At 55.2% G+C, this 22,086-nt stretch carries 19 protein-coding genes; 5 read left to right on the top strand and 14 right to left on the bottom strand.

Features of this window, described 5'->3' with window-relative positions:
* Positions 1-110 precede the first annotated feature (110 nt).
* Together CXF87_RS20285 and CXF87_RS20280 are read right to left on the bottom strand one after the other, a co-directional pair.
* Positions 111-3,257, bottom strand: a complete 3,147-nt coding sequence (locus tag CXF87_RS20285; RefSeq protein WP_101147972.1) for a multidrug efflux RND transporter permease subunit — start codon at positions 3,255-3,257, stop codon at positions 111-113.
* Between the two features lie 18 nt (positions 3,258-3,275).
* Entirely contained in the window at positions 3,276-4,436 is a 1,161-nt protein-coding gene (locus CXF87_RS20280; RefSeq protein ID WP_101147971.1) for an efflux RND transporter periplasmic adaptor subunit, read from the bottom strand.
* 139 nt (positions 4,437-4,575) lie between these two features.
* Between CXF87_RS20280 and CXF87_RS20275 the strand changes: the two genes are divergently transcribed.
* Together CXF87_RS20275 and CXF87_RS20270 are read left to right on the top strand one after the other, a co-directional pair.
* Positions 4,576-5,310 carry a response regulator gene (locus tag CXF87_RS20275; protein WP_008957824.1) on the top strand — a complete coding sequence of 245 codons (735 nt, stop codon included), beginning with the start codon at positions 4,576-4,578 and terminating at the stop codon, positions 5,308-5,310.
* Entirely contained in the window at positions 5,307-6,386 is a 1,080-nt protein-coding gene (locus CXF87_RS20270) for an ATP-binding protein (protein ID WP_101147970.1), read from the top strand. Before CXF87_RS20275 ends, CXF87_RS20270 begins: the two co-directional genes overlap by 4 nt.
* Positions 6,387-6,519: 133 nt before the next feature.
* Here CXF87_RS20270 and rhuM read toward each other — a convergent pair whose 3' ends face one another.
* The 3 genes from rhuM to CXF87_RS20255 all read right to left on the bottom strand — a co-directional run bounded on the left by rhuM (position 6,520) and on the right by CXF87_RS20255 (position 8,770).
* Positions 6,520-6,888, bottom strand: a complete 369-nt coding sequence (rhuM, locus tag CXF87_RS20265) for a RhuM family protein (protein WP_232774979.1) — start codon at positions 6,886-6,888, stop codon at positions 6,520-6,522.
* A gap of 386 nt (positions 6,889-7,274) precedes the next feature.
* A complete protein-coding gene (locus CXF87_RS22205) occupies positions 7,275-7,415 on the bottom strand; it encodes a hypothetical protein (protein ID WP_232774978.1) in 141 nt (46 codons plus the stop codon).
* A gap of 383 nt (positions 7,416-7,798) precedes the next feature.
* Positions 7,799-8,770: a zinc-dependent alcohol dehydrogenase family protein gene (locus tag CXF87_RS20255; protein WP_269801120.1), complete on the bottom strand. Its 972-nt coding sequence runs from the start codon at positions 8,768-8,770 to the stop codon at positions 7,799-7,801.
* A 159-nt stretch (positions 8,771-8,929) separates the two neighbouring features.
* Between CXF87_RS20255 and CXF87_RS20250 the strand changes: the two genes are divergently transcribed.
* Positions 8,930-9,865, top strand: a complete 936-nt coding sequence (locus CXF87_RS20250) for a LysR family transcriptional regulator (RefSeq protein WP_332870677.1) — start codon at positions 8,930-8,932, stop codon at positions 9,863-9,865.
* A gap of 115 nt (positions 9,866-9,980) precedes the next feature.
* Here CXF87_RS20250 and CXF87_RS20245 read toward each other — a convergent pair whose 3' ends face one another.
* Positions 9,981-10,790 carry a sulfite exporter TauE/SafE family protein gene (locus CXF87_RS20245; RefSeq protein ID WP_101147967.1) on the bottom strand — a complete coding sequence of 270 codons (810 nt, stop codon included), beginning with the start codon at positions 10,788-10,790 and terminating at the stop codon, positions 9,981-9,983.
* Between the two features lie 221 nt (positions 10,791-11,011).
* Complete coding sequence (locus CXF87_RS20235; RefSeq protein ID WP_008957830.1) at positions 11,012-11,368, bottom strand: winged helix-turn-helix transcriptional regulator; 357 nt, start codon at positions 11,366-11,368, stop codon at positions 11,012-11,014.
* A gap of 153 nt (positions 11,369-11,521) precedes the next feature.
* Here CXF87_RS20235 and CXF87_RS20230 point away from each other — a divergent pair, with 153 nt between their 5' ends.
* Together CXF87_RS20230 and CXF87_RS20220 are read left to right on the top strand one after the other, a co-directional pair.
* Positions 11,522-12,505 (top strand): NADPH:quinone reductase, encoded by a 984-nt coding sequence (locus CXF87_RS20230; RefSeq protein ID WP_008957831.1) that lies wholly within the window; start codon positions 11,522-11,524, stop codon positions 12,503-12,505.
* 91 nt (positions 12,506-12,596) lie between these two features.
* Positions 12,597-13,511 carry an AraC family transcriptional regulator gene (locus CXF87_RS20220; protein ID WP_232774976.1) on the top strand — a complete coding sequence of 305 codons (915 nt, stop codon included), beginning with the start codon at positions 12,597-12,599 and terminating at the stop codon, positions 13,509-13,511.
* An 85-nt stretch (positions 13,512-13,596) separates the two neighbouring features.
* Here CXF87_RS20220 and CXF87_RS20215 read toward each other — a convergent pair whose 3' ends face one another.
* The 7 genes from CXF87_RS20215 to CXF87_RS20185 all read right to left on the bottom strand — a co-directional run bounded on the left by CXF87_RS20215 (position 13,597) and on the right by CXF87_RS20185 (position 21,935).
* Positions 13,597-14,283, bottom strand: coding sequence for a TetR/AcrR family transcriptional regulator (locus CXF87_RS20215; protein ID WP_101147966.1), 687 nt, complete (start codon positions 14,281-14,283; stop codon positions 13,597-13,599).
* Between the two features lie 25 nt (positions 14,284-14,308).
* A complete protein-coding gene (ggt, locus tag CXF87_RS20210; protein ID WP_232774975.1) occupies positions 14,309-15,907 on the bottom strand; it encodes a gamma-glutamyltransferase in 1,599 nt (532 codons plus the stop codon).
* Positions 15,908-15,931: 24 nt separating this feature from the next.
* Positions 15,932-17,212, bottom strand: a complete 1,281-nt coding sequence (locus CXF87_RS20205; protein ID WP_101147964.1) for a TRAP transporter large permease — start codon at positions 17,210-17,212, stop codon at positions 15,932-15,934.
* A gap of 4 nt (positions 17,213-17,216) precedes the next feature.
* On the bottom strand, positions 17,217-17,720 hold the full coding sequence (locus tag CXF87_RS20200; protein WP_101147963.1) for a TRAP transporter small permease: 504 nt from the start codon (positions 17,718-17,720) through the stop codon (positions 17,217-17,219).
* A gap of 84 nt (positions 17,721-17,804) precedes the next feature.
* Complete coding sequence (locus CXF87_RS20195) at positions 17,805-18,815, bottom strand: TRAP transporter substrate-binding protein (protein WP_101147962.1); 1,011 nt, start codon at positions 18,813-18,815, stop codon at positions 17,805-17,807.
* A 655-nt stretch (positions 18,816-19,470) separates the two neighbouring features.
* A complete protein-coding gene (locus CXF87_RS20190; protein ID WP_101147961.1) occupies positions 19,471-21,561 on the bottom strand; it encodes a pyrroloquinoline quinone-dependent dehydrogenase in 2,091 nt (696 codons plus the stop codon).
* Between the two features lie 11 nt (positions 21,562-21,572).
* On the bottom strand, positions 21,573-21,935 hold the full coding sequence (locus CXF87_RS20185; protein WP_101147960.1) for a glucose dehydrogenase: 363 nt from the start codon (positions 21,933-21,935) through the stop codon (positions 21,573-21,575).
* Positions 21,936-22,086: the final 151 nt, after the last annotated feature.

Here is a 22,086-nt window from a genome sequence, read left to right as displayed (position 1 = left end):
TCCAAAGAGCCTGCAGTCCCTCCTCTACAGGCACCTGCTGCCCCCATAATTACAATTGAGGAGCAGTCAGGCCGATGCTCAAAGTTGGCAGCATCAGTCGTCGCATGGCATTAATGCGCTATATCGTTATCGGGTTGTAATGATGAGGGGCGACGAGCCGCACGCCAGCCACTAACGCGCTCCTGAAGACCTATCACAAAAACGAAGAACACTGGAACAAAGAGAATCACCAGCAGCGTTCCGCTAACCATGCCGCCGAAAACGCCCGTGCCTATCGCATGCTGGGTTTTGGCACTGGCGCCAAACGCAACCATCAACGGCACCACTCCCAAGCCGAAAGCGAGTGAGGTCATCAGAATCGGGCGCAGGCGCAGGCTGGCGGCTTCCACCGCGGCCTCCATCAGCCCTTTACCTTGCTCACGCAACTGTTTTGCGAACTCAACGATCAGGATCGCGTTTTTCGCCGACAGTCCGATCACGGTGACCATACCGACTTTGAAGAAAACATCGTTCGGCAGGTCACGCAGCAACATGGCGGCCACCGCACCCAGCAACCCCAGCGGCACAACCAGGATGACCGACAGCGGAATCGTCCAGCTCTCGTAGAGCGCGGCTAACACCAGGAACACCGCCAGGATGGATAGCGCCACCAGCATTGGCGCCTGGGCTGCCGACTGGCGTTCCTGAAGGGACTGCCCCGTCCAGGCCACGGCGAAACCGGGCGGAAGTTGCTGCGCCAGACGCTCCATTTCAGCCATGGCGTCACCAGTGGAAGCCCCCTTCGCCGCACTGCCGGAAATGCTGGTGGCGGGATAGCCCAGGTAACGCACCATTTGTAGCGGTGTTTCGTCCCACACCGGGGTAACCACCTCTGACAAGGACACCATGCCACCCCTGCTATTACGCACGTGCAGCTTGAGCACGTCATCAACCTGCATGCGTGCCGACGCATCCGCTTGCATAATCACCTGCTGCATCCGGCCCTCATTCGGGAAATCGTTGATGTAAGACGACCCCATTGCGGTCGACAGGATTTCGCTAATGTTGGCGAACGACACCCCGAGCGCTTCGGCCTTTTGACGATCAATATCAAGACGAATGCTCGCACCTGCCGGAAGGCCATCGGAATAGACGTCGCTGACTATCTTGCTCTGCGCCGCCAGTTCTAGCAGCGTCGTCTCGGCAGCCTTAAGGGCGGCCGGCCCCTGATTGCGTTGATCCTGCAAGAACATCGTAAAGCCGGACTTGGTGCCCAATTCATCAATGGCCGGCGGTAACATACTCATTACCGTCCCTTCGTTCAGTTGACTCATGGCTTCCTGAACCCCTTCCACTTCACTCGCCGCCGTAACGCCGTCGCGCTGCCCCCAATCCTTTAGCGTGGTGAACGTCAGTGCCGTATTCGCACCGGACCCCGAGAACCCGAAGCCCAAAATAGACATATTGCCGTCCACTGCAGGGCGCGCCATGACGTACTCCTCATACGCCTTGACGACATCCAAGGTACGCTCGGTGGTCGCATTGGCGGGTAGCTGGATACTGGTCATGAAATAGCCTTGATCCTCTTCCGGCAGAAAAGCCGAAGGCAACTGGCGGAAGGCGAGCAGCAGCACACCCGCGATGACCACAAACATCATCATGACCCGACCGCTGCGAGCGACCAGCTTTCCAACACGCGATTCGTAACGGGTGGTCATACGGGTAAGCGCCCGGTTGAACCAGCCGAAGAAACCGCCTTTGTCGTGGTGCCCCGGCTTAATGGGCTTGAGAAGGGTGGCGCATAGCGCTGGCGTCAGCGACAGCGCCAGAAACGCCGAGAACAGAATCGAAACCACCATTGCCAGCGCGAATTGCTGGTAGATCACCCCGACCGAGCCACTCGAGAAAGCCATCGGGATAAACACCACCGTCAATACCAGGGTGATCCCCACCACGGCGCCAGTGATTTCCTTCATCGCCTTGACGGTGGCGTCCTTTGGCGACAATCCCTCTTTCGCCATGATGCGCTCAACGTTCTCGACCACCACGATAGCGTCATCGACGATGATGCCAATCGCCAACACCATGCCGAACATCGTCAGCACGTTGATGGAGAAACCTGCCAGCAGCATCACCGTGAAGGTCCCCAACAGTGCAATCGGCGCGACCAGTGCGGGAATCAGCGTGTAACGGATGTTCTGTAGAAACAGCAACATCACCAGGAAGACAAGTACCATCGCCTCGATGAGGGCATGGATGACCTTCTTGATAGACACCTTAACGAACGGGGCCGTATTAAAGGGGATCGATGAGCTCATGCCCGCAGGCAACGCCTGGTTTAACTCAGCCAAACGCGCCTGCACGCCTTCCGCCGTGCGCACCGCATTGGCACCGGGTGCCAGTTGTATGGCAGCCGCCGTCGCTGGCTGGCCATTCTCACGATTGGAGAAGCCGTAGGATTGGGCGCCCAACTCGACGCGCGCCACATCGCCCAACACCACTTTTGAACCGTCGACATTAGCGCGCAGGACGATAGCGGCGAACGCTTCAGGCGTGCTCAATTGCCCCTGTGCGGTCAACAGCGAGGACACCTTTTGACCGGGTAAGGCCGGAGACGCGCCGATGCTGCCCGGCACAATCGGTGCGTTCTGCTCCGTGATCGCGGTCGAGAGATCATTCACCGACAAGCCGAAAGCAATCAGCTTCTCCGGCTCTATCCAGATGCGCATTGCCTGCTCAGCACCGAACAGCTGCACACGACCGACACCGTCAATGCGGCGTAGCTCCTCCACGATATTGCGCGCCATATAGTCGTTCAGCGCGATCTCATCAAAGCGCCCATCATCGGAATTCAGGCCCACAATCATCAGAAAACTGGATGACGCTGACTCTACGCTCAGCCCATCCTGACGAACCGCCTGGGGTAACCGGGGTTCGACGGCCTTGAGCCGGTTCTGCACATCCACTTGGGCCAGTTCTGGGTTTGTCCCTGGCTTGAAGGTGGCGGTGACAGAGGCTGACCCCGAAGCATCGGCGGACGACTCGAAGTACAGCAGGTTCTTGACGCTGGACAGCTCTCGTTCAATGAGACTGAGCACGGCGTCGTTCATGGTCTGCGGTGTGGCGCCGGGATACGTCGCGGTGATGGTCACCGAAGGGGGCGCTACCGAAGGGTAGTGAGCGACCGGCAGCTTAGGTATGGCGATCACACCCGACAGGATGATAAACAGCGCGACCACCCACGCGAAGACTGGGCGCTGGATGAAGAACTGGGGCATTGCGGATACTCCTGAAACTTAGTGAGAGGATGCCGCTGAGGCGTTGAGTGGCATAGGCATCTTCCAATCAGTCGCGCTGACGTCGACACCATCAGTCAGTCGCTCTATACCCTCGACGACGACTTTCTGCCCCTCTGTCACTCCTGTTTGCACCCGATAATTGCCGTTCGCCAATTCACCAAGCTCCACTGAAACCATCACCGCCTTGTTGTCAGCACCAATCAACCAAACGTAGGGCTTACCGCCAATGCGCACCACAGACTGTTGCGGTACCGTCAACGCATCGTCATAGCGTGCATACGGCACGCGGGCACGCACAAACATGCCGGGCAGCAAGCGCCGATTGGGATTGTCTACAAGTACTCGCAGCAAAAGGTCACCCGTGCTGGTGTCCACATTGACTCCGGAAAAAAGAATGCGTCCGGTGACATCGTAGGGTGTACCGTTGCTGCCCAGGATGGTGACCGGTAAGCCATTGTCGAGGGAGGGTTGCGCCGCCATCGCATCTTGAAGCGATTCGAGCGCGGAAGCCGAGCGCCGAACGTCGACATAGACCTTATCGATCTGCTGAACACGGGCCATGGGCGTGCTATCGCTGCTGGCCACCAGCGCTCCCTCCGTTACCAACGCCTGATCAATTCGGCCTGCAATGGGGGACACCACCGTGGAGAACTCCAGGTCAAGGCGGCGGCGCGACAGCGTGCCACGCGCTTGGGCCACATCAGCAGCGGCCTGCTGACTTTTGGAGACGGTGTCATCGTAGGCCTGACGGCTCACCGACTGTGCCCGGACAAGCGGCTCCAACCGGGCTGACTGCGCACGGGCATGAGCAAGTTCGGATTCGGCTTTCTGCAAAGCGGCTTCTGCTGTTTCCACTTCCGCTCGAAACGGCGCTGGGTTGATTTCGAATAATGGCTGCCCCGCACTCACGTCGGTTCCCTGTTCGAACAGGCGACGTTGAACAATCCCGCTGACCTGCGGATGAATTTCCGCCATTTGAAAAGGAACGACCCGGGCCGACAAATCTTCAGTCAGCTCCAATTTAACGGGTTCCAAGGTAACAACCGTCACTCGAGCAGGAGGCGGCGCTACTTCTTGCTCAACTGAACCGCAAGCAGTTAGCACGATCAGCAGCAAGGCACAGAAGCCACCATTTCGATAGATATGTCGGATCGTCATGTATCGTCCCTTCAGACATAGGCAAACATTTGCCTAGCCATAAAATTGAAGGGGACTATATCGCTGTAGCGTGGTATTAACGTCGACGGTATGTGTAGATATGATGGAGAACACAATTAATGTTTCATTAGGCGCTTTCATGTCCACGACTCATCAGTCGCCAAGTTCTTATTCTGGCCAGCAAGCACTGGTTCTCATCGCCGAAGACGAGCCTGAGATCGCTGATATTCTGCAGGCTTATCTGAAACGGGCGGGGCTCCGAACCATCTACGCAGAAGATGGACGCAAAGCATTGGACATGCATATGTCGATGAAACCCGATCTCGTCTTACTTGATGTAAAGATGCCTAAAATGGATGGCTGGCAGGTGCTGTCAGAGGTTCGCCACCGTGGTAAGACACCCGTCATCATGTTGACCGCGATGGATCAGGATATCGATAAACTCATGGGTTTACGTTTTGGTGCCGACGACTACGTCGTCAAGCCGTTTAACCCTGCCGAGGTCGTCGCACGCATTCAGGCAGTGTTAAGACGCACCATGGCTGATGCAAGCCACCAACCCCGTGTCCTCCGGGTGCCGCCCTTTGAGATCGACCTTGAACAACACGAAGCCTTTGTTCAGGTGGGTGGAGACTCGCACAGCCTTGCGTTAACGCTCACCGAATTCAGATTGTTGACGCACCTTGCCCGCGCGCCCAAAAAAGTTTGCACCCGCGCAGAGCTGTTGGCCGCCTGCCTGCCCGAGGGCGAGGCGCTCGAGCGCACTGTCGACAGCCATATCAGCAAGCTGCGTAAAAAACTGGAAGATGTCGATGTGAGAGGCATACCCGTTGGCATACGCGGCGTTGGGTACCGGCTATGGGGAACAGAATGAAGCTCGTTGGGCTAAGCCGCACCATCGCGTTAACAATGGCAGCGATGGCGTTTGGCATCACACTGTTAGTCGTGGTGACCTCTTATGTGTTCTATTTCATTACCTTCCATTTTTGGCAGGGGTCGATTAACGAACCCAACATGTTCCCGTCGGGGCTAGAGTGGGCTTGGCTCGTTAGCACAACGTTGGTTGGGCTGGCGTTCGCCGTGATAGTGGGCGTTCACTTGGCACGTCGCATTCTGGTACCCCTAAACTCCGTCACAGAAAGCATGCGTCGCGTCGCGCAAGGCGACCTGGACGCACGCGCCACAACGGGTGATCGCTCTTTAGGCGAGGCCGCCGTGTTAGCCAACGACTTCAATGCGCTAGCAGACCAATTACAGCGTATGTCCAAGGAAATGACGTTCTGGAATGCCGCTATTGCCCATGAGCTGCGTACGCCGGTCACTATTTTACGCGGACGTCTGCAAGGCTTGGCAGAAGGCGTCTTCCCTCCTGAACAACCCCAGTTTCAAAGTCTCCTTACCCAAATCGACGGCATGGCACAACTGATTGAAGACCTTCGCGCCGTGAGCTTGGCCGAAAGCGGTCATCTGAATATTGAGAACAAGGAATGTGATCTTTCTGCTGAAATTGAATCTGTCGTTGAGTTTTGTCGACATGCTCTGAATGCCTCACAGCATTATCCAACCCTTGATCTGCAGTCTGGCACTGCGTATTGCGACCCCTTCCGTATACGTCAGGCATTGCTTGCGTTGCTGGAAAACGCTCGCCAGCATGCATCCCCAGGGACACTCATCATCCAAACGCGCCAGAACGACGGGTGGTGTGTTTTGCGTGTTAGCGATGCTGGCCCAGGCATACCGCAGGAAGATGCCGCTCATATTTTCACGGCATTCCGCCATGCGCGGGACGCTGACAGTGGTATGCCAGGAGACAAACAAGGAAGCGGGCTAGGATTGGCGGTAGTCGCGGCTATTGCAAGGGCCCATGGTGGCGAGGCTAAATGCTACCCCTCTGATGAGGGTGGCTCTTGTTTTGAGTTGCGCTGGCCTACTCCATCACATAGCACGTGATTGCTTGAATAATCGGCGGTCGGTGCCATGGCATTAGATCTCAGCGCTGCCTGATTGATAGCTTTATTCATCTTTCAGCAGTATGAAATGCTCGATCAGCCGAATCATCAACGTTTTCTGATCAGGTAGGCTTTCAGCCACTAACAGCGCTAATCACACGAGCAACCGCTTCGCCTTCTGTTGAAACCAAGCCTTGATTGGTCAGGGTTCGGCTGAGCAAATTCACCGCCTGCTCAAACTCTATGCCACGCTCGGTTAGACGGCGTTGGTTGAGGGTATAGCCTTGCACCAAGTAGTCTTTTAATACTTGAGTTGCCCACTTACGAAATTGCACACCACGCTGAGATTTCACGCGGTAGCCAACTGAAATAATCACATCTAAGTTGTAGTACTCAACCTGATAGATCTTACCGTCAGCGGCAGTTGTTGCATTTTTTGCAACAACTGGCTCCCTTTCAAGCTCACCTTCAAGAAAAATGTTGCGAATATGGCGATATATCAAAGACTTATCCCGACCTTATAGATTAGTCACCTGATCTAAACTCAGCCAAACGGTCTCTTGCTCCAGCGTCACCTCAAGGTGGGCTTGGCCATCTTCGCTGGTGAATATCTGTATTTGCTGATCATTCATGAGTGTTGCCTCCCAGGTTTACATAAAGCGCCTTGCATCTCCAAAACAAGCATCTTCAAAACAAGCACCTCCCAAGCAAGCAGCACTCAATCCAGCAGTGGTCAATCCAGCAGTACTCATCTTTCCATACTAAAAGAGAGACTCCAGCGCGCCCGCCATTAGAGATTAAGTAAACCTTAGCATAAAAGCTGCTTATTTATACAGCTAAATATTACCCTGGTTCTGCCAAATAAATCTGCCTAGCAAAAGTGGGCGCTTCAACCTACAAAAGCCATCACCACCAGCACCATGGTCAGCAATAGCAGGTACACCCTGGCATGAATACGGTCAGGAATGCGCCCAATCCAGGTCGACGCCAGGCGAATACCGAGCCATGAGCCCACTGCGAGTAACAGCAAGGCGCGCAGATCCACATAACCGGCATACCAGTCTCCATGGGTGATTTTCCGTTAGTCACACATACGTTGCATAAGCTGTGTAGTCATCACGCTGCCGACAACGCCCAGCGGACGCACTAGGTACCATTGCACGATCTGTCGTTAGTGATGCTCCATGCCGACAGGGAAGCAGTAAAGCAACTTCTACAAACCCACAACCGAAACCGAACAACGCGGTGGTTACTTCTGCCACTCCTCCACAAAGAAGCAATAGGCTATACACCGACACAATCCTGATGAAGCGAAACAGAAGGCACTATATCTTGGCGAGGTTTGGCCGACATTCGTCATTCGAACCACATGATCGCATCGGCTTCATAGACCAGCGCTCCACCGCACTGATCTCAATCGTCATGCACGTCGATCACGATCTTGCCAAATGGCCTTTGATCCAGATGATCCAGTGCCTGAGGCAGCTCGGCGAGGGAATAACGTGCATCAATGACCGGCTCAAGCCGAGCTTGATCTACCGCCCGCACGAAGCGTTCCAGCGCTCGTCGACTGCCTGTGCCAATACCGTGAATCGTGACGTCCTTTAGCATCAAAGGCATGGCCGGGGATGCGATATCGAATCCTGCCAACGCCCCGATCTGGCATACGTGCCCACCGACGGCGGCCAGTTGGACTGAAACGCCGAGATTATCGCCACCGACCACGTCGAGCACGTGATCCACGCCCTCATCGTCAGTCAGCGCGTACACGGCTTCCATCCAGTCGTCGCGGGAACGATCCACCCAGTGATCAGCACCCAGCGCCAGCACTCGCTCGCCTTTAGACGGTTGGGTGGCAACGATCACCTCTGCCCCGCTCATCTTCGCAATGAGCAAACCGAATAGCGCCACCCCGCCTGTCCCCGGAATCAGCACCCGATCGCCAGCTTTGACACCGGATCTCTCGACGAGCGCGAACCAGGCGGTGAGTCCAGCGCAGGGCAATGTACTTGCCTGGAGATCATTCAGAGAGCGCGGCGCATGAACCACCCATGCGGCAGGAATGGCAACGTATTCGCTCAGCACACCGGGATAGAAACCTCCCAAGGTGCGGTAAGCCGGTGTTCGCGCGTTACCAGGTCGACGTCCATCGATCCAGTCAGGCGTGAACACGGAGATGACACGATCTCCTTCGTCAAACCCATCCACTTGCTCCCCCAGTTCGACGATGGTGCCAGCCATGTCGGAACCGGGAGTGAAGGGGTAAGTCAACGACAGTCCTCTGCCGCTTTCGATTACCATCTTGTCGCGGTAGTTGAGCGAGACGGCTGCCACCCTGACCAGCACCTCCCCCGCCGCGGGACGCGGCTTCTCGCGGGTGGCCATTTTCAGTCTTCCACGACCGATCGCGTCCATCTCCCAACGCCTTATCTCTTTCATCATGTTAGCTCCATCGAGTCGTGCCGACGGATGTCGACAGCGTGTCGGAACTATCCCACGACGGCGCGTGTACTATAATACGCACCAATCAACACGTAGTGATGAATGAGAGACATCAATATGAATGGAAAGGAGATTGCCGAGCTCATCGCGTTCATGGAGGTGGCCAGATCGCAGAGTTTCCGTCGTGCTGCGTTACGCCTGGGAATGTCGCCATCGGCAGTGAGTCACACCATCCGCTCGCTGGAGACGCGTCTGGGCGTACGAGTCTTGAGTCGAACCACCCGTAGCGTATCGCTCACTCAGGCGGGTGAACGTCTACTACAGCGTGTGGAGCCAGCCATCATGGACATCCGGCAGGCCGTTCATGAGTCGGCAGCGTTTCAGGCCTCACCGCAAGGCACGATCAGGATCAATTTGCCCCGCATCGCAGCACAGCTGGTGCTAATGCCACAACTTCATGCCTTCCTGGAGCACTATCCTGATATCAATGTAGATCTCGTCATCGATGACACACTGACCGATATCGTCTCGCAAGGCTTCGACGCGGGTATTCGCTCGGGCGAGCGCTTGCAACAGGATATGGTCGCCAGACAACTGACGCCGGCCCTTGATATGGCCGTAGTGGGTTCACCAAGCTACTTTGCTCGGCGCCCGCCACCGGAAGTGCCGGCCGATCTTCACGACCACGTCTGCATCAACTACCGCTGGAGCGCCTCGAATGCCTTGTACGCTTGGACTTTTCAGGAGGACGATAGATGTTTCGATCTACAGGTGCGCCACGTATTGACCATCAATGACACCAGCCTGATTGCCACGGCGGCTCTGGAAGGCACCGGACTCGCCTATTTGCCCGAGAATCACCTGCAAGCCCATTTTGACAGCGGTGAGTTGGTGCGAGTCCTGTCCTCATGGATGCCATCGATCCCAGGGTTCTATCTCTACTATCCTCATCGCGAGCACATGCCCAGCGCGTTGAGAGCCTTCGTCGACTTCATGACGGGGCCCATGAGCCAGCCACCACACTCACAACCTCTATAACGGAGGCGCAAGCATGCGTCATGGTGGAAATACCTGTGAGGAAATACCTACATTTACTTCGAAGCGCACGTGATGCAGCGCCCCACCTTCACTCATCTCTGGACTATGGCCTGTGTTAATGCATGACAACCATCACCACCAGCACCATGGTCAGCAATAGCAAGTACACCCTGGCATGAATACGGTCAGGGATGCGCCCGATCCAGGTCGACGCCAGGCGAATACCGAGCCATGAGCCCACTGCGAGTACCAGCAAGGCGCGCAGATCCACATAACCGGCATACCAGTCCCCCAACGCCGGGTGATTTGCCGACAGCAACACATACGTCGCGGTGCCACTCACCGCCATGGGCAACGACAACGGATTGGCCATAGCAGTGGCTGCCGTCATGCTCGCGCCTCTCCGACGCATGAGCGGTACGGTCATCACGCTGCCGCCAACGCCCAGCAGGGCGGCCACCGCACCAATCAATGTCCCCGTCATCGCCGTTACTCCACGCCCCATAGGACGCACATCACTCCCTGACTGATGCAGAAAACCGGGCCGCAAAATGGCATCCGCAATCGTGAGGACTAAATAACCAATGAACGCCCAGCGCACCCAATCGCCACTTAACGACACGGCCGCCGCTGCGCCTAGCACAGCGCCCACGGCGATATAGCCCACCAGCGGACGCACCAAGTGCCATTGCACAGTCTGCCGTTGGTGGTGGCGCCACGTGGACAGGGAAGCCGCAAATACCATCAATGCCGTCGAGGTAGCCACCGCGATATGCATGGCCGCTTGGCCGATACCACTATCCGACCCATGGACGGCAATCAGCAGGGTATACAGCAAGGGAACCACCACGAACCCGCCACCGAAACCGAACAATACGGTGGTCACTCCCGCCACCCCGCCACAAAGAAGCAATACGCTATACACCGGCACTCTCCTGATGAAACGAAACAGCAGGCACTATATGCTGGCGAGGCTTGGCCGACATTCGTCATTCGGACAACCATCACCGCGTTTCAGCCAGGTTAACGCTAATGCTTAATACGCCGCTTTCAGATGTGGATCATGTCGCACGGCCCGTGGTGGCCATCGGCACTGATTAAGGAGCACAGATTGACCATATCAATTACCAAGCTTAAAAGAGGCTGTTAGTTAATATGAGTATTATTGCTGTTGGTGTCTTGCCAAGAGAGATAGCTATCTCCCCACTCTTTCATGGCGTTGAGCACAGGGGCCAGAGTCAGCCCAAGCTCGGTAAGCGAATATTCGACACGTGGGGGAACTTCGGCAAACACTTCTCGAGAGATAATACCGTGCGATTCAAGCTCTCGAAGTTGCAATGTCAACGACCGTTGCGTAACGCCACCGATAAGCTTGCGAAGCTCTCCAAATCGTTTGGTTCCGCTGAGTAGATAGTAAATGATCAGCGGTTTCCATTTGCCGCCAGCAACAGCAACGGTCGCTTCAACAGTGCACCGATACTCACGAGCTTCTTGCTTCTTCATCCGTTATACACCCGCCATTAGTATAAAATATATCCCTATATATCAAATCAGTGCCTACTTTTCAATTTCACCCCTAGTATCTAGAATATCTCTTCCGCAGCGGCTAGTGCTGTGCTGCACCCTTTTACCTGAAAAGCTTGATGGAGCACCCTGATGAAAGCAGCTTACTATGAAGCCCAAGGCAGCGCTCGTGATGTGCTGAAAGTCGGTGAATTGCCGACACCAGAACCAGGGTCAGACGAGGTGCGCGTCCGCATTCATGTTTCCGGACTCAACCCAACCGATGTCAAGGCGCGAACTGGTTTCTCCGCAGAAATGCCTTATCCGCGCATCATTCCCCATCAAGATGGCGCAGGGGTTATTGATGCCGTTGGCGCGAACGTGCCACCGGATAGGCTCGGCGAGCGGGTTTGGGTATACGAAGCACAATACGGTCGAGCGACAGGCACGGCAGCAGAGTTCGTTGTGGTTCCTGCGCGTCAGGCGGTTCACTTGCCGGATACGACCTCATTTGAAGTAGGTGCTTCGCTTGGGATTCCGGCGCTAACAGCTCACCGCTGCCTGTTTTCTGATGGCAGTCTTAAAGGCCGACGAGTGCTGATTCATGGCGGAGCCGGAGTGGTCGGAACAGCAGCAATTCTATTGGCAAAGTGGGCCGGCGCATGGGTTTCAACAACGGTGATGAGCACTGAACAAGCCACCGTAGCCGAAGAAAATGGCGCAGATCTAGTGATCGACCGAAAGTCGGCAGATGTTGCGAGTATTGTTTTAGAAGCCACAGAAGGACTCGGCGTTGACCATATTGTCGATGTCGCTTTGAAGCCCAATCTTGACATTAACTTGGCCTGTTTGTCCCAAGGAGGGGTTATAAGCGCCTATGCAACCGCCAATGCGATGGATGAGCTTTCCATTCCATTATTGAAGGCCATGATGCATGGCTGTGTCTTCCGTTTCGTGTATATCTACAATGTACCCGATGAGTTGAAACAAGCTGCTATAGCGGATATCAACTCGTGCCTTGAGGCCGGATACTACTCGCCAAAAATTGGTTTAAACATGCCTTTGCGGAACGTAGCGGATGCTCACGAGGCATTGGAATCGTCCAGCGTTATAGGCAAGGTTCTTGTACACATGTGAGCTGAGATTACTTGGAATCACGCATGACGACTATCACCACCAGCACTACCGTCAGCAGTAACAGGACGCCCTAGTATGAATGCGATCAAGAATGCGCCAGATCCATCACGACGCCAAGCGGATCCCGAGCCATGAGCCCACCGTGCCATTGCACGGTCTGCCGTTGGTGGTGGCGCCATGTGGACAGGAAAGCAGCACAGACCATCAACGCGTTTCAGCCAGGTTAACGCTAATGCTCAATACGCCCCTGTCAGATGTGGATCATGTAGCACGGCCCATGGTGGCCATCGGCACTGATTACCGCCCCGGCACCCTCCTCGACTTTCATACCCATCGCCGTGCCCAGTTTCTCTATGGCATGACCGGCGTGATGGAGGTGAACACGGATGACGGCACCTGGATGGTGCCGCCCTATAGCGGCGTCTGGCTACCTGCGGACAAGCGGCACCAAGTGCGTATGAACGGGGTGAGCACCCGAAGCCTGTATATCGAGCCCCACATTGCGCCACGCACATCGCACAACTGCGAGGTGCTGGTCGTGACGCCTCTCCTGCATCACCTGCTGCTGGCTTCCGCCCACATCCCCGCACTCTATGATGAAAATGGCCGCGACGGTGCCCTGGCTCAACTACTCCTATGCGAACTGGAACAGGCTCAGGCCCTGCCACTGTTTGCGCCCCTGCCCCATGACCTTCCACTCGCTAGCCTGTGCAGAGCGTTTCTCGGCCAACCGAGCATTCATACCCTTCCCGAAGAGTGGGCGCGGCAGTTGCATTGCAGTCAACGCACCTTCAATCGTCTATTCCGTCAGCAGACCGGACTCTCCTTTGGCGTATGGCGCCAGCAGGCCTGCCTAATGGCGGCGATTCCCAGGCTGCTCTCCGGCAATTCCGTTACCCGAACCGCGTTGGAACTCGGCTACGACAGCCCTGCCGCTTTCTCCAGCATGTTTCGCAAGGTGCTCGGCCAATCCCCCAGCGCTTTTGTTCGGGCGGCTAATCGTTAGTAGGAAAAAAGCGGCGGCGCTGGCTTAGTTTGCTGGCGTGAGCTTATACAGATGGGCAAGTAGCTAAACAGATAGCCCCTATCGCTTATTTGATCGCCCGGGACTCAACACATAGATAGGAAAGTATTACTTCGACCGCATGGGCACGCCGCTCACTCAACCAATCTGGGGCAGCCAGATCCTGCTCGAAGATGATGGATAGCGTGTCGCGTTGATTAATATGAATGATTGATAGCGAAAGAATCGAAATGTAGAGCTGGGTAGGGTCTACAGCCGAGCGAAATAACCTTGCTGCTTCCCCTCGCTTTAGGGTATCCCGGATCATGCCTACGAGCGGCGTCGTTTGCTGGACGACTTTACTCGATTTGCGCAGCATGCGCCCACCCAACAGATTCTCATTGCGTACCAAACTGGTGAACTCGGGATGCTCGGCCATATGATCGAAGGTGAATTCAACCAACGCGCGCATACCTGCAACTGGTTCAAGATAGCTTAGATTGAGTGCCTGCTCCTTGGCGCGCAACTCCTCATAAACACGCTCGAGAACAGCCAGATAAAGACCTTCCTTATCATCGAAGTAGTGATACACCATACGCACATTACAATCGGCGGCACGCACGATGCGCTCCATGCGAGCGCCATCGTAGCCGCGCTCGGAAAACTCTTGAGTCGCCGCTTGAAGCAGGCGCTCGCGCGTTTCATGAGCATTGCGGCGGATTTTACCCCGGGTACGGGCACTCTGTTTCACATCGAGCGTATCGCTTTTTGTCATGTACACATCCTTGTTTCTATAGGTGCTAGAGCCCTAACGCGATGCCATCGCTGCGAGGATCATGAGCCGCGTAAAAGCCTTTCGTCGGGTCGATAACGACGGCGCCAGGGTGGCCAGCCAGGGCACTTTGTGCGGGTAGCGGACTCATCTGATGACCACGCTGACTCAATTCAGCGAAGACAGCATCTCCCGCATCCTGCTCCAGTTTTAAGGTGTCACTGCCATCGGAAAAGGTTCGTCCCAGTAGAAAACGCGGCGCTTTAAGCGCACTGAGCGGATCCATGCCATAGTCTATCAAGCGCGTCAGCACGGCAGCGAGGGTTTGCGGCTGTCCATCAGCGCCTTGAGTACCGTAAAGTAAACGAGGCTTTCCATCGACACGATACATACCCGGATTAAGGGTATGGAAAGGACGCTTTCCGGGGGCAAGCGCATTTGGATGAGCAGGATCAAGACTGAACGCGGCACCACGGTTATGCCATAAAATCCCCGTATCACCGACACTGACACCACTGCCCCAATCGTAATAAATCGTCTGCAGCATGGAGACGGCATTCCCGAAACGATCAGCTGCTGCCAGATAAACCGTATCGCCATGCTGGTAAGCGAAGGGCCAATCCAATGCTTTTCCCGCCTCCACTTTTGCCGCTTCAGCATCAAGATGGGCAGGCGATAGCAACCTTTCACAAGGCACCGACGCGAAGTCGGGATCAGCCAAGTAGCTATTACGATCCAGGAAAGCGCGCTTTACCGCTTCCACCAGCAGATGGTAATAATCGGCGCTGCCCTCTTCGATCCTGGAGAGATCAAAACGCGCCAGGATACCCATTATCTCTAGAGTCGTCATACCCTGGGTTGGGGGACGATGGGCCAACAGCTCCCCACCCCGGTAGGGAACAGACAACGGCTTTTCGATTCGTGCTCGGGTAGCCGCCAGATCAGCGCCAGTGAGTGGAGACCCTGCCGCAGCCAGTCCCGCGGCAATTTTCGCCCCCAACTGCCCTTCATAGAAGTCCCGGTAGCCGTGGGTTGCAATGGACTGCAGCGAGGCGGCCAGCTGTGGCTGGCACAGCTGTTCACCGTCACGGGGAATCTTCCCGCCTGACATAAAGAGCTCTCGTACGCCAGGCATCATCCACAGGTCATCGCTACGATAATCAAGCCAAAAGCGCTGCGATGGCGTCACGGGGAAGCCCTCTTTCGCTAGCTGTATCGCTGGCTCTAACAGCGCTGCCCAGCCCATTTGGCCACCACAGCTCTGACGAGAAATCTCATGCGCCTGCCCCCAGGTATCGACCGTGGCAGCCGTCGTTAACATAGAACCTGGCCCTCTCGCAGGCAATTGGCCAGACAGTTCCAACTTAGCCTGTGGCGCCTGGCCAATGCCTGACAGGGATTGCACACCACCGTTTGCATCCGCAATGATCATGAAGGCATCGCCGCCAAGCCCGGTAAAATGCGGATACGTCACTGCTAGGCAGGCACCCATGGTGATGGCAGCTTCAACCGCATTGCCCCCTTGACGAAGTACCTTAAGACCCGCCTCTGTTGCCAACGTATGTGGACTGGTCACCACCCCCTCATGGGAATGCGCCAATGCTGATGCAGTTATACTAGTAGACATTGCTACCATCCTTATTTTGGCTGTTTAGCCGCCATACACCATATTGGGTAGCCACATACTGATCGCAGGAATATAGGTCAGCAGTATCAAGGCAAACAGAGCAATGCCAATAAAGGGCAATGCACCACGTACCGCCTGGACGTAATCGACACCGTTAATAGTGCCTGCCACAAACAGGTTGAGGCCAAACGGCGGCGTGAACATGCCAATCGCCCCGTTTACGGTCAGCACTGCCCCCAGGTGGACAGGGTCAATACCAACGCGTATGCCCACGGTGTAAAACAGGGGTGCAAGAATCACCATGATGGAGGAAGCATCGAGGAACATGCCGGCAATCAGTACCGTCACATTGATCAGCAGGAAGATATGATACGGATTTTCTGATAACGACAGGATCGCGTTAGCCAACATCGCGGCTAACCCATTACTGGAAAGAAACCACGCCAGCACCGAGGCAGCAGCAAGAATAATCATTACCTGAGCCGTTGTGGTTGCCGCTTCAATCATGCTTTGAAATAACTCTGCAAAGCTCTTCTCACGATAAATCAGGGCTGAAACCAACAGTGCATATACTACGGATACAGCGGCGGCCTCAGTGGGGGTAAAGACACCCAGATAAATACCACCCAAAACGACGAGAGGTACCCCTAATCCCCACGAAGCATCTTTGAGTCCCTGCAGCACTTCGCCCCAACTAGGCGGCTTCGAGGGAGTAACACCGTCCTTTTTGGCGCGGTACCAACAGTAAGGCAGCAAACAAGCGGCGTATAATAAACCAGCTCCCACCCCCGCCATGAACAGCGCACCCACTGACACTCCAGTGACAGCTGCGTAGACGATCATCACAACCGAAGGGGGAATGATGATGCCCAACGAACCGGCAGACACCAGCACGCCAATCGAAAATTGACCGGAATATCCCTCCTTGCGCATGGCCGGATAGAGCAATGAGCCCACAGACACAACGGTGGCCGGGCTCGATCCAGAAATAGCACCAAAAAACATACTCGCTGATACCGCCGTCATACCCATGCCACCGGTAAAACGCCCCACCAACAAGTTGGCCAAGCGGATGATACGCTGCGATAACCCACCCGCACTCATCAAACTACCGGTGAGAATAAAAAAGGGAATCGCCATCAATGGAAACTTATCCAATCCAGCAAACAAGCGCTCGGCAACAATGGTCAACGGAATATAGCTAAAACTACCCATTGCCACCGCCACAGAACCCGCCAACGCAATAAAGATGGGCGTTCCCACTAACATCAAAACAGCTAATAGCACCAGGAATGTGATGACCATGTTCTTATCCAATTTGATCAAGGTGGGCAGAGGCTTGCTCTCGACCAAGCAATATCCGGAAGAAATGCTGGGTAAAGCGAATGCCCATCAAGAGAGCGCCCACAGGAATGGCCAACTGAACGATCCACATAGGCGCTTGAAGAGCAGAGCTCACTTGGCCGAACCGATGGGTTTGCTCAGTTAACTGGATACCGTAAAACACCAGGAAGAGGCAGAAAGCGATAGAAATCGCATGAACTAGCAACTCTATCCATTTCGCCATAAGGGGAGGACTAAACCTGAGTAAAATATCGATCCCAATATGAATCCCTTGTCTCGCAGCAACGCTTGCTCCAAGCAGCACCATCCATACAATTTGGTAACGCACCAACTCCTCGGCCCATGAAAAACCATCGTTGAACACATAGCGTGCAATGACGTTGGCGAAAAGAATGAACGAAGCAGACAAAATCAGCAGGCCAATCAAAACCTCCTCGGCACGCGATATTAGGCGATCAAGTTTGCGCATAGCGAACTCCACCAGCGATGAAAACAATGGGGAAGGAAAGGGCTATCGGGATAACCGATCAGCCCTTTAATGGGTGAAGCGCGACTATTCGGTATCGGCAATCGCTTGCTGGAATTCCGCCATGAGATCTGCGCCAATTTCATTGGCAAATGCATCGTGCACCGATGCGGTCGACTCTCTGAAAGCCGTCAGCTGGGCATCATCCAGAGTGCTAACGTTAGTGCCACTGGCTTCGATAGTGGCAATGTAACCTTCTTCACGGCGGGCGGTTTCTTCACGCTGGAATGCGGTGGTTTCACGTGCAGCGTCCGTCAATAGCGCCTGGTTTTCAGGGCTTAAGCTATCGAACCAACTCTGGCTAAACAGAAATGCATAGGCTAGATAAGCGTGGTTGCTGATAACCACATCCGACTGCACTTCATAAAATTTCATTTGTGTAATTGATACCAGCGGATTTTCCTGGCAGTCGACAATGCGTTGTTGCAACGCATTGTAAGTTTCGCCGAAGGCAATCGGTACCGGATTAGCGCCCATCGCTTTAAACTGTTCCATGATGATAGGGCTTTGCATCACGCGTACCTTTTGGCCTGCGAAGTCTTCCGGGCCATTAACGGGTTGGTCACAGGTAAATTGCTTGAAACCACTTTCCCAAAAAGTAACCCCCTTCAGACCCACCTGTTCCACAGTCGCCAATAGATCATCACCGGCCTGCCCATCAAGAACGGTGTGGGCGATATCGGGAGAAGGGAACAAGAAAGGCAGATCGACGATCTGCATGGCAGGAACGAAGCCCGATAGCTTGGCGGTCGGAATAATCGCTGCTTCCACAGCCCCCATCTGCAACTGCTGGGTGACTTCGACATCATCACCAAGGGTGTTGTTGGGGAAAATTTCTACTGAAATCTCACCGCCACTACGCTCAGCCACCATGTCCCTGAAACGCTCAGCGGCTAGGTGCTGTGCGCTGTCTTCAGGCAAATCATGGTGGAATTTGATATTGATATCGGCACTTGCCATGCCGGTGTGTACCAAGGTGCCCAACGCGAAACTACAAGCGAGAGCCTTCAGCTTCATGTTCTTAAATTGCTTTTTCATAGTGAGATCCTTGCCATTGCGCCCATTCAGGCAACACTCTTCATGGAGCGAGTTAAGTAACTATTTACTTACTTAATGGAAAAGCAATTATCGTGCCACTTCAGAAAATGAGAGATTCTGCGGGTTGTCGAACATACCGATGCATAAATTCGCACCAACTTTGTGCTGAAGGAATCAATATGGTGCGAATTTATTCAGGGCCTGATGCCACCCATCAAACCAGCGTCGAGCACCTAAGCGACTATGATGTACCGTTCGTTCAGCACGGTGTTGGCATGGCAAAGACACCGTTGTGAGCGCCTAGCCTGAATCGCTTTGAAGTCATCGTTCTCTTAGTCAATTCTCATGAATGAGCATTTAAAGGCCCATATTAGCTCTCATGGGCCTTAAATTACTCAAATGAACGGGACGGCGATGAAGCAGGTGCACAGTTGCTCGGCTAAAAAGACGGCCAGTTGCGCTGTTCCCAAATATAAATGAGCTGATTGCACCATCTATTCGGATCATTTTATGAGCCGATTAAGGTTTATATTCGGCTCATGGGCATTCAGAGGGCTTGTTAGGACGCTTGTATTTCTTGTCAGCCCTTCCCATATTCATCCTCACAGGCTGGTAGCTGAGCCAGTCGAATACTGGCTCAGCCAAGACAGCGATCTTAGTTCCCGTTTTCCGGTAGCGCATAGGCGATTACATAATCGCCTATCGGTGTTTCCATGAAGTGATGCCCGCCGGCCCCGATGACTACATATTGGCGACCATTCGCCTCATAGGTTATGGGGTTGGCCTGCCCACCGGCCGGCAGTACATCGTTCCAAAGCACCTCACCGGTTTCCGTGTCGATGGCGCGAATCAGATCATCGGTGGCGGCAGCGATGAATATCAGACCGCTGGCTGTCAGCAGAGGGCCACCGTTGTTGGGTGTGCCGATCTTGAAAGGCATATATGAAGGTATCCCGAAGGGGCCATTCTTGCGTGCCGTGCCCAATGGCTCATCCCAGAGCGTTTCACCGCTCGCGAGATCGATGGCGCGAATGCCGCCATAAGGAGGCGCGGTACAGGGCATGCCGGTAACCGGCGCTCGCCAGCCGGCATTGACGTCGATCGCATAAGGCGCACCTACTTGTGGATCGCCGGCCCCTTCGGCGGGCCCATCCGACTCGCTATCGGTGTTGTCACCTCCTGCATAGATGGGTCGAAGATTACGTTCCTCGGCTTCTTCACGGGGGATGAGACGGTTGAAGTTGGGAATGTCATTGTAATTGGCAATGATGATGCCACGCTCGGCGTCCACCGCTGTACTGCCCCAGTCGTTGCCGCCATTGTATCCGGGGTACTGAATGAAGCGCTGACCCACGGTCGGCGGCGTGTACATGCCTTTATAGGAGGCTCGGCGGAATTGAATACGACACCACAACTGGTCAATGGGCGTCATCCCCCACATATCCTTCTCTTCTAGGTTCGGGAAAGCGAGGGAGTGATAACCTGAACTAGGTTGTGTGGGCGAGAGGTTATCTGGCTCAACACCGCCAGTGGGCGTCTCGACCTCTTCCACGGGAAATAGCGATTCGCCGGTTTCACGGTTGAGAACGTAAATATCGCCCTGTTTGGAGGGCAGAATGATCGCCGGCACCGTGCTGCCGTCATCTCGTGGGAAATCGACCAGGGTCGGTTGCGAACCAAGATCATAATCCCAGACATCGTAATGGACGGTCTGGAAGTGCCAGACCGGTTCGCCGGTGTTGACGTCGATGGCGACGAGCGAGGTCGAGAATTCATTTTCCTCCTCGCTGCGGTTCCCGCCCCAGTAATCGACCGAGGAGTTGCCCATCGGCAGGTAGACGTAACCCAACTCCTCATCGGAGGAAGCAGTGGTCCACATGTTGGGAGTGCCTCGGGTATAGGTCTCGCCCTCGGGTGGCAGCCCGTCCAGATTGGGCTTGCCCATGTCCCAGGCCCACTCCAGTTCACCGGTAACGGCATCGTAGCCGCGAATCACGCCAGATGGCGCATCCTCCGCTTGTCCGTCCTTGACCTGGGCACCGGTCACCAGGACGCCCTGGACGACGACCGGTGGCGCGGTGACGGAGTACCAACCGGGCACCTTCTCGCCGATGCCTGCCCATAGATCTACCGTACCGCCGTCACCAAACTCCTGGCACAGCTCGCCCGTTTGCGCATCGACGGCAATCAATCGGGCGTCCAACGTCCCCTCAATAATGCGGGTTGCGCAGAGCTGGTCATCGGCGGCATCAGGAACTTCGTAATAGGTCACGCCGCGGCAGCTGGCGCTATAGGGAATGGCACCTGGATCGACCTGGGGATCATGGCGCCACTGCTCCTCGCCGGTCCGTGCATCAAGGGAGACCATGACGTTCATGGCCGAGCAGAGATACAGATTGTCGCCAACCTTGAGCGGTGTAGTTTCGGGCGCGTATTTGCCCTCCCCTTCTTCCGGCATATCGCCAGTGCGATAGGTCCAGGCAACCTCCAACTGGCTGACATTGTCGGGCGTGATTTCATCCAGCGGCGAATGACGTGAGGCGCCGCTCTCTCGCCCCCAGGCGGCCCAATCGCCGGGCGCTGGGTCATCGCTGGGCTGCGGCGTCGTCGAGAAGGTCGGTGTCTGGGCCTCGCTTGAGGTGGGCTCCTCAGGGGCTTCGGTTTCACCCTCGGCATTCTGGGCAACGGCATGCGTCGCCAGTGACAGGCTGACGACATAAGCCAGCACTCGCAGTGACGTGAACATGGCAGCGCTCCTTATATAGTCGCTTGGCGGCGTTTGAGAGTAGGCAGGAGCGCCAAGACGATGACACCCAGGACGATGTAACCGAATACCCGGGGCAACAGCTCCCATGGCGAAAAGCCCACCTCCCACAAGGCCCAAATTAGCGTGCCGAACAGCACCAAGAAATAGACCCAGACTCCCGTGAGCGAATCCCTGGCCATTAAGCCACCCGAAATGATCAGCCCCAGACCGGCAATGAGGTAATACCAAGAGCCTCCCAGCGTCACCAGCCAGATCCCGCCAGCGGCAAGAATCAGGCCGAGGATGACCAGAATGATGGCGAACACGAGCAGAAACCAACCGCCCACACTTCGAGATGCGTTATCGGTAGCCAAACCAGATACCTCCGTTGATCGTGGTTTATTGCTATCAAGAGCGCTTGGCAAACCCACTAACAATGCCTTTACAAAATGCCTTTATAAAATGAAGCGCCGTCCTCCTTAATCCAAGTAGAGATTCTCGACCCTGTAAAGGATCACTTGATTA

The sequence above is a fragment of the Halomonas sp. MES3-P3E genome (assembly GCF_002836035.1).
GTDB classification, from domain to species: domain Bacteria; phylum Pseudomonadota; class Gammaproteobacteria; order Pseudomonadales; family Halomonadaceae; genus Vreelandella; species Vreelandella arctica.
The sequence above is the reverse complement of the archived record's forward strand: the minus strand, read 5'-3'. Positions and strand labels throughout refer to the sequence as shown.